The sequence below is a fragment of the Amycolatopsis sp. ATCC 39116 genome (assembly GCF_000231075.2).
Lineage (GTDB): Bacteria > Actinomycetota > Actinomycetes > Mycobacteriales > Pseudonocardiaceae > Amycolatopsis_E > Amycolatopsis_E tucumanensis.
Genome location: NZ_AFWY03000010.1, coordinates 177613 through 184608, shown reverse-complemented (window position 1 = coordinate 184608; position 6996 = coordinate 177613). Strand labels below are relative to the sequence as shown.

Annotated in this window: 6 protein-coding genes; 2 read left to right on the top strand and 4 right to left on the bottom strand. The window is 71.4% G+C overall.

The window, feature by feature from the left end; translation table 11 throughout:
* Positions 1-217: 217 nt before the first annotated feature.
* Together AMY39116_RS0314870 and AMY39116_RS0314865 are read right to left on the bottom strand one after the other, a co-directional pair.
* Positions 218-2056 (bottom strand): FAD/NAD(P)-binding domain-containing protein, encoded by a 1839-nt coding sequence (locus AMY39116_RS0314870; RefSeq protein WP_020418432.1) that lies wholly within the window; start codon positions 2054-2056, stop codon positions 218-220.
* A 58-nt stretch (positions 2057-2114) separates the two neighbouring features.
* On the bottom strand, positions 2115-2765 hold the full coding sequence (locus tag AMY39116_RS0314865; RefSeq protein ID WP_039791508.1) for a TetR/AcrR family transcriptional regulator: 651 nt from the start codon (positions 2763-2765) through the stop codon (positions 2115-2117).
* A 66-nt stretch (positions 2766-2831) separates the two neighbouring features.
* On the opposite strand from AMY39116_RS0314865, the gene AMY39116_RS0314860 reads away from it, so the two are divergent.
* Positions 2832-4049, top strand: a complete 1218-nt coding sequence (locus AMY39116_RS0314860; protein ID WP_027935931.1) for a lipase family protein — start codon at positions 2832-2834, stop codon at positions 4047-4049.
* Between the two features lie 11 nt (positions 4050-4060).
* Here AMY39116_RS0314860 and AMY39116_RS0314855 read toward each other — a convergent pair whose 3' ends face one another.
* Positions 4061-4468, bottom strand: a complete 408-nt coding sequence (locus AMY39116_RS0314855; protein ID WP_020418429.1) for a DUF3151 domain-containing protein — start codon at positions 4466-4468, stop codon at positions 4061-4063.
* A 222-nt stretch (positions 4469-4690) separates the two neighbouring features.
* Between AMY39116_RS0314855 and AMY39116_RS0314845 the strand changes: the two genes are divergently transcribed.
* Positions 4691-5869 carry a hypothetical protein gene (locus tag AMY39116_RS0314845; protein ID WP_020418428.1) on the top strand — a complete coding sequence of 393 codons (1179 nt, stop codon included), beginning with the start codon at positions 4691-4693 and terminating at the stop codon, positions 5867-5869.
* On the opposite strand, the gene fbaA is transcribed toward AMY39116_RS0314845, so the two are convergent.
* Positions 5862-6893 carry a class II fructose-bisphosphate aldolase gene (gene fbaA, locus AMY39116_RS0314840; RefSeq protein WP_020418427.1) on the bottom strand — a complete coding sequence of 344 codons (1032 nt, stop codon included), beginning with the start codon at positions 6891-6893 and terminating at the stop codon, positions 5862-5864. The genes AMY39116_RS0314845 and fbaA overlap by 8 nt on opposite strands.
* Positions 6894-6996 lie beyond the last annotated feature (103 nt).

Below are 6996 nucleotides of genomic sequence, written 5' to 3'. Positions count from 1 at the left end.
GCCCACCGCGATCGGGCACACGCCGCGGCCCGCGCCGCCGTACTGCGGATGGCACTTGCCTTACCCGGCACCTGCCACGCCAGGCGCCCGCCGCACCCCGCCCCGGCCGCACCCCGCCCCGGCCGCGCCCGGTGCCCGCCGCGCCCCGCCGCCTCTGCCGCTGCCTTGCGCAAGGCATCCGCCGCGCCCGGCACCCGCCCCCGCTGCGGCCTGTAAATCACCCCACCATTCGCAGGATCTCCCGCGCCGCCGCGTCGTTCTGGCGGAATGACGGGCCGTTCGTGCGTGGGCGGGTGAACGCCGCCGCCGAGCGGGCGCTCGTGTGCGGGCCCAAGGCGAAACGCCGCGACTGGGGCCGGCCTGCCGCGTCCAGCAACCGTCCGTCCGACACCCGCGTCGAGATGCGGCCCGACGGCAGGTCCCGCACGTGCTCCTCCGCCAGCTCGCCCGCGCCCCGCAACTGCGCCAGCAAACCGTCCGACGCCCGCGAGACGCTGGGCGTCGGCAGGCGCGCCTCGATCAGCGTCCGGGCCGTCACCGAACCCGGGAAGCTGCCCGACGACGCCACGAACCCCTCCGGCGACAGCGAAATCGAGACATCCGTCCCCAGGAACGACACCACCCCGGCCTGGTGCAACGCCAGCAGCTCGTGCAACCGCCGCGGCGGCGGACCGCTCGCGTAGTACGAGAAGAACCCGTGCCACCAGCCATCCACATCGGACACATCGAGCGCGCCGGACGCGGTCAGCGCCGGCATCTGCTGGTACGCCGACAACAAAGCCATGAAAGCGCCCAGATCCGCCGAATACGCCGGATCCGCCCGCCGCGCCAGGTCGCCCTCCACATAGGACCTCAGGTGCTTCCCGAACTCCTCCGCCGTCTCGAACCGCAGCCCCGCCAGCGGCCGGTCCAGCCGCTCCAGGTCGAGCCGGTCCTCCTCGGCAGGCACCGCCCGCCGCACCAGCGCCCGCATCTCCGCGCTGTCCCAGGAGAACTCCGCGAAACAACGGGAAAAGTCCTCGAACGACATCAGCACCCGCGACGGATGACCGGTGAACAGCTCGCTGTAGTACCCCCACGCCAGCTCCTTCGCGACGTGCGGCCACACGTCCGCGCGGAAGTCGAGGTGCCGGTCCCGCCCGAGCAGCTCCGCAACCCGCTCCGGACCGAAGAACCGCGGCAGGCGCAGCGCCGATCCCTGCAACCGGTAACCGGGCTTCGCGTGGTACGGCACCCCGCGCCGGGAACCGATGTGCAGCACCGGTTCCGCCCCGCTCGGGTGGTAGACCAGCCCGCCCGACCGCTCCTCGAACCGCCCGCCGCGGCCCTCGGTGAGCAACAGCATCAGGTCGACGAACGCCAGCCCGAACCCGCGCACCAGCACCGGCTCACCCGGCGCGACGTGCTGGTAGTCGACGTCCGCCGTGTACCCCGCCGGGTAGTACGCCAGCCCGTGCGCCGCCGCGAACTCCGCCAGTTCCCGCTCACCCGAACCCGGTTCGGCGTCCAGGTGCCCGACCGTCAGCACGATGACGTCCACGTCCAGCGGCTCGTCCACACCGTCCAGCCACACGCGTGTCTCGTCGATCCGCGTCGCGCGCGTGCGGTGCTCCACCACCTCGATGCCCGGCGCCAGCCCGGCCAGCACGTGCCGGTACACCCAGTCCAGGTAGGCGCTCGCCAGCCGCCGCGTCGGGAACGACGTTCCGCGCAACGCCGCGAGCTCGTCCCGCAGGTCCTCGGGCACGTCGTAGCGGATCCGCCCCGCGCGCACCTCCTGCGCCCACTGCCACAACGACGGCCCGGTCCGCACGGGCCCGTCCATCGTCACCGTGTCGTCGGTGAACATCGTGACGTCCTCGGCCATCGAGTTCATCCGCAGCAGCGGCGACTGCTCGTACCGCCAGATCCGTCCCGCGCCCGGCGGAAAGGGGTCGATCAGGTGCACCACCAGCCCCGCGGGCCCGAGCAACTCGGCCGCGTTCGCCGACAGCCGCTCCAGCACGCCGACGCCACGCGGCCCCGCCCCCACGATCGCGAGCTGAGACGGCGCCATGCCTTCGACGCTACGGAAAGACCTCCCGCCGCTGCCCCGGTTCCCGCATCCTGGACACCTACCGGACGCGCGCGATGACCTCCGGCGCCTGGCTGTACAGCCGCAGCACGCCGCCGATCGTGAACTCGGTCAGCAGGTCGATCAACGCGTCCCGGTCCGGCGCGTCGCCGTTCCAGTTGAGCCGCACCAGCGACTCGACCATCGCGAAGTACATCGTGACCAGCGCGGTGTCCGCCCGGCCCGGTTCGACGCCGAACTCCGCCCACCGCTGCCCGCTCGCCTCGGTGTAGACCAGGGCCAGCCGCTTCCGCAGCCGGGACAACGCGGAATTGCCGGTGCGCTCGGCTTCCTGGAACAGCGGCAGCGCGTCCGGGTGCCCGGCGACGAAGTCGAACAGGTTCGCGTAGTTCTTGCGCGCCCAGCTCTTCAGGTCCAGATCGGCGTCGCTCGCGCCGGCCGCGGCGATCGCCGCGTAGGCCTGTTCCTCCGCCTGTTCGACCACGGCCGCGAACAACGCGTTCTTGTCGCCGTAGAGCTCGTAGACCGCCTGCCGGGTCAGGCCGGCGTCACGCGCGATCTGTTCGATGGTGGCGCCCTGCAGGCCGCTCGTGGCGAACACGTGCCCCGCCGCGGCGAGCACGAGCGCGCGCTGTTCGGCGACCGGCAGCTTCCGGGGCCTGCCGGGGCCACGCTTTCGGGGCATTGACATGCCTGCCACCTCACCACAATCCTTTTCCGACATAGCTGTCGGAAAATAGCTCACCGGGGAGCGTTCATGCGCCTTTCGAATCGCCGGCTCGTGGCGATCGTGACCGCGGCGGTCGCCGCGCTGTCGTTGACGACCACGCCCGCCGTCGCCGTGACCTCCTCCGCTGACTTCTACGACCCGCCGGCCACCCTGCCGAGTGACAACGGGGCCATCATCCGTCACGCGCCGAGCGAGTTCTTCCTCGACCCGGTGAAACTGCTCCGCGCTCCCGCCGACGTCGAGCGGATCATGTACCGCAGCACGGACACGCACGGTGACGCCATCGCGGTCACCGGAACCGTGCTGACACCGAAGACGCCGTGGCACGGCGCGGGCGACCGGCCGCTCATCGCCTACGCCCCCGGCACCCAGGGGCTCGGCGATCAGTGCGCGCCGTCGAAGGCACTCGCCGCGGGCGGGGAGTACGAGGGCCCGTTCATCGCCGGCCTGCTCGCGCGCGGCTACGCGGTCGTCGTCACCGACTACGAGGGCCTCGGCACCCCCGGCGTGCACACCTACGTCAACCGCAAGGCCGAGGGCCACGCCGTCCTCGACTCGATCCGCGCGGCGCAGCAGCTGCCGGGCGTGCCCGCCGACGGACCGGTCGCGATCGCCGGCTACTCGCAGGGCGGTGGCGCGTCCGCCGCGGCCGCCGAGCTGCAGCCGTCCTACGCGCCGGAGCTGGACCTCAAGGGCGCCTACGCGGGCGCGGTCCCGGCGGACCTCGCCGCGGTCGGCCGCAGCCTGGACGGCGCCTACGCCGTCGGCTTCCTGATGTTCGCGGTCGCGAGCGTCAACTACGCCTACCCCGAGCTGCGCATCACCGACGTCCTCAACGACCGGGGCAAGGCGCTCGAAGCGCAGGTCGAGAACGAGTGCACCGCCGAGTCGATCGTGAACCACGCGTTCACCCGCACCGCCGACCTGACCGTCGACGGCCGCTCGATCGGCGAGTACCTGGCCGAGGAGCCGTTCGCGTCGGTCGTCGAGGAGCAGCGGATCGGGACGCTCGAACCGGAGGTGCCGATGTACGTCGTGCACAGCGCGCTGGACGACATCGTGCCCTACGAGCAGGGCCGCACCATGGCCCGGAACTGGTGCGGCGACGGCGCCACCGTGCAGTTCGACACGCTCGCGGTGCCGACCCACGTCGGTGGCGCCGTCGCCGGCTACCCGGCCGCCTTCGCCTGGCTGGAAGGCCGGTTCGCGGGGAAGGCGGCACCAACCAACTGTGGAGCGTTCTAGATGGTCCGGATCTACTGGAGGCCGGTCGCCGCGGCGGCCGCCGGGTCGGAGTCGGCGATGAACTTCCGGCACCGCTCGTACTCCTCGGTCTCGCCGAGGCGCTGGGCGGCCTTCGCGAGGGCGGCGAGGGCACGCAGGAAGCCTTGGTTCGGGCGGTGGTCCCAGGGGACCGGGCCGAAGCCCTTCCACCCGGCGCGGCGCAGCTGATCCAGGCCGCGGTGGTAGCCGGTGCGGGCGAAGGCGTAGGCGGGGACGAACTCGCCCGCCTCCAGCGCCCGCTCGGCCAGCGCCGCCCAGGCCTCGCTGAAGTCGGGGTGCTCGGCGGCCACGTCGGACGGGTCGGTGCCTGCGTCCATCGCGGCCTGCGCGTCCACGCGCTCGGGCAGCCGGGTGGGGTCGGGTTCCAGCAGGTTCGTCATGCTGCCCAGTATCGGCGGTTCAGACGAACAGGCTTGCGAGGACCCCGCTGCCGAGCAGGACGAGAGCGGCGATCAGGATCGTGGCGACGAGACGTTTCGGCATCACGGGCGGACACAATGCCCGCCGCCGACCCCGGACGCAAGCGTGTCACGCCTCAGGGTGAACCCTGAAATTCCGGCATCTCGCTCCGCCCCGCCCGGCCGACCGTGGATGATGTCCGCATGACGAAGGCGCTCGAGGGGGCCGCCGAGGGTGTCGCCGTGCCACGCGGACCCATCGGCAAGACCAAGCTTTTCTTCGCCACCCACTGGGTGCGCGGAGTGCCGGGGCAGCCGACGCCCGAGTGGGTGCTGCGGTTCGCCTACGGCATGTGGCTGGTCGCGTTCACCTTCAAGGTGCTCGGCTCGTCCTGGGACATGTCGTGGCACTTCAAGTTCATCCGCGACGACTTCGCCCCGCCGCACCTGATCAACACGGTCGGCACCGGGATTGTCATCGTCCTCGTCGCGATCCACAGCTACACCGGGCTCGGCTGCGACCGCCGGTCACTGCGGCTGATGCAGGCCGGGCTGGTGATGTTCCTGATCGCCGCGCCGCTGGACGTCATCAACCACCGGGTCAGCGGCCTCGACCTGACCGCGTGGAGCCCCACGCACATGCTGCTCTACATCGGCACCGGCGTGATGCTCGCCGGCGTCATCGACGGCTGGCTGAAGTCCGCGCCGCCGGGCCGGTTCCGCACGCTGGTGCTGACCGGGCTGTGGGTGTTCTTCCTGGAGAACACGTTCTTCCCGAACGGGCAGCAGGAGTACGGCATCATCAGCCTGCGGGCGTGGGAGCGCGGCGCGCCGGAGGCCGAGCCGTCGCTGCTGAGCTTCGCCGCCGAGCAGATCGGGCACCCGGTCGACCGGGTCGCGGTGCTGCACTTCGCGATGCCGATCGCCGACTGGGTCTACCCGCTGTGGGGCATCGGGGTCTCCGCGCTGGTGCTGGCGCTGGCGCGGCACACGATCGGCCGCGCGTGGGCGGCGACCGCGGTGGCCGCGGCTTATGTGGCCTATCGCGCGATCATCTGGCCGCTGCTGGTCGTGGGCACGTTCCCGGCCTCGGCGATCCCGTTCTACCTGCTCGCGGTCGGGCTCGCGGTGGACGTCGCGTTCCGGATCGGGCGGGCGCACCGGGTGCTGACGCCGCTGGTCGGCGGGCTGCTGGTGACCGCTTTCGGGTACGGCGCGCTGTGGCTGCAGGCGCAGCTGCGGCCGTGGCTGCTCGGCGACGCGCACACCGAGTCCGCGCCGCCGTTCGCCTACTGGCCTGCCCTGGTGGTGCTGGTCGGCCTGCCGGTCCTCTGGTGGGCCCTCACCCGCGTGAGGACCCACCGGGAGGTCGCGGTCAGCTGAGCTTCTGGCCGGCCGACTTGAGGTGCTCGGCGGCCTCGACGATGCGCTTGGCCATCGCGGCCTCGGCCACCTTGAGGTAGCTGCGCGGGTCGTAGGTCTTCTTGTTGCCGACCTCGCCGTCGATCTTCAGGACGCCGTCGTAGTTCTTGAAGAAGTGGTCGGCGATCGGGCGGGAGAAGGCGTACTGGGTGTCGGTGTCGATGTTCATCTTCACCACGCCGTAGGAGACCGCCTCGTGGATCTCCTCCAGGAGCGAGCCGGAGCCGCCGTGGAAGACGAGCTCGAACGGCTTGCTGCCCTCGGCGAGGCCCAGCTTCTCGGCGGCGACCTGCTGGCCGCGCTTGAGCACCTCCGGGCGCAGCTTGACCGCGCCCGGCTTGTACGCGCCGTGGACGTTGCCGAAGGTCGCGGCCAGCAGGTAGCGGCCCTTCTCGCCGGTGCCCAGCGCGTCGACGGTCTTCACGAAGTCGCCCTCGGCGGTGTACAGCTTCTCGTTGATGTCGTTCGAGACGCCGTCCTCCTCGCCGCCGACGACGCCGATCTCGACCTCGAGGATGATCTTCGCGGCGGCCGCCTTGGCGAGTAGCTCGGTGGCGATCTCCAGGTTCTCGTCCAGGTCGATGGCCGAGCCGTCCCACATGTGCGACTGGAACAGCGGGTTCTGGCCCTTGTTGACGCGCTCCTGGGACAGGGCGATCAGCGGGCGGACGAAGCCGTCCAGCTTGTCCTTGGGGCAGTGGTCGGTGTGCAGGGCGATGTTGACCGGGTACTTCTCGGCGACGACGTGCGCGAACTCGGCGAGCGCGGTCGCGCCGGTCACCATGTCCTTGACCCGGGTGCCGGAAGCGAACTCGGCGCCACCGGTCGAGATCTGGATGATCCCGTCGCTCTCCGCGTCGGCGAACCCGCGCAGGGCGGCGTTGAGGGTCTCCGACGAGGTCACGTTGATCGCCGGGTACGCGAACTCGCCCGCCTTGGCCCGGTCCAGCATCTCCGCGTAGACCTCGGGGGTGGCGATGGGCATCGTTGGTCCTCCTAGCTGTGGTTCGCCTTCCTTGCCCGAATCGTACGAGGTCGGCGGTGCGAGGACAGTGTGCTGGCTCTCTGCCGCGGAGGTCGGGAACGAT

Excerpts from the sequence above, each read along its gene's own strand:
- AMY39116_RS0314870 (WP_020418432.1), bottom strand. The coding sequence starts at position 2,056 with ATGGCGCCGTCTCAGCTCGCGATCGTGGGGGCGGGGCCGCGTGGCGTC.
- AMY39116_RS0314865 (WP_039791508.1), bottom strand. The coding sequence starts at position 2,765 with ATGTCAATGCCCCGAAAGCGTGGCCCCGGCAGGCCCCGGAAGCTGCCG.
- AMY39116_RS0314860 (WP_027935931.1), top strand. The coding sequence starts at position 2,832 with ATGCGCCTTTCGAATCGCCGGCTCGTGGCGATCGTGACCGCGGCGGTC.
- AMY39116_RS0314855 (WP_020418429.1), bottom strand. The coding sequence starts at position 4,468 with ATGACGAACCTGCTGGAACCCGACCCCACCCGGCTGCCCGAGCGCGTG.
- AMY39116_RS0314845 (WP_020418428.1), top strand. The coding sequence starts at position 4,691 with ATGACGAAGGCGCTCGAGGGGGCCGCCGAGGGTGTCGCCGTGCCACGC.
- fbaA (WP_020418427.1), bottom strand. The coding sequence starts at position 6,893 with ATGCCCATCGCCACCCCCGAGGTCTACGCGGAGATGCTGGACCGGGCC.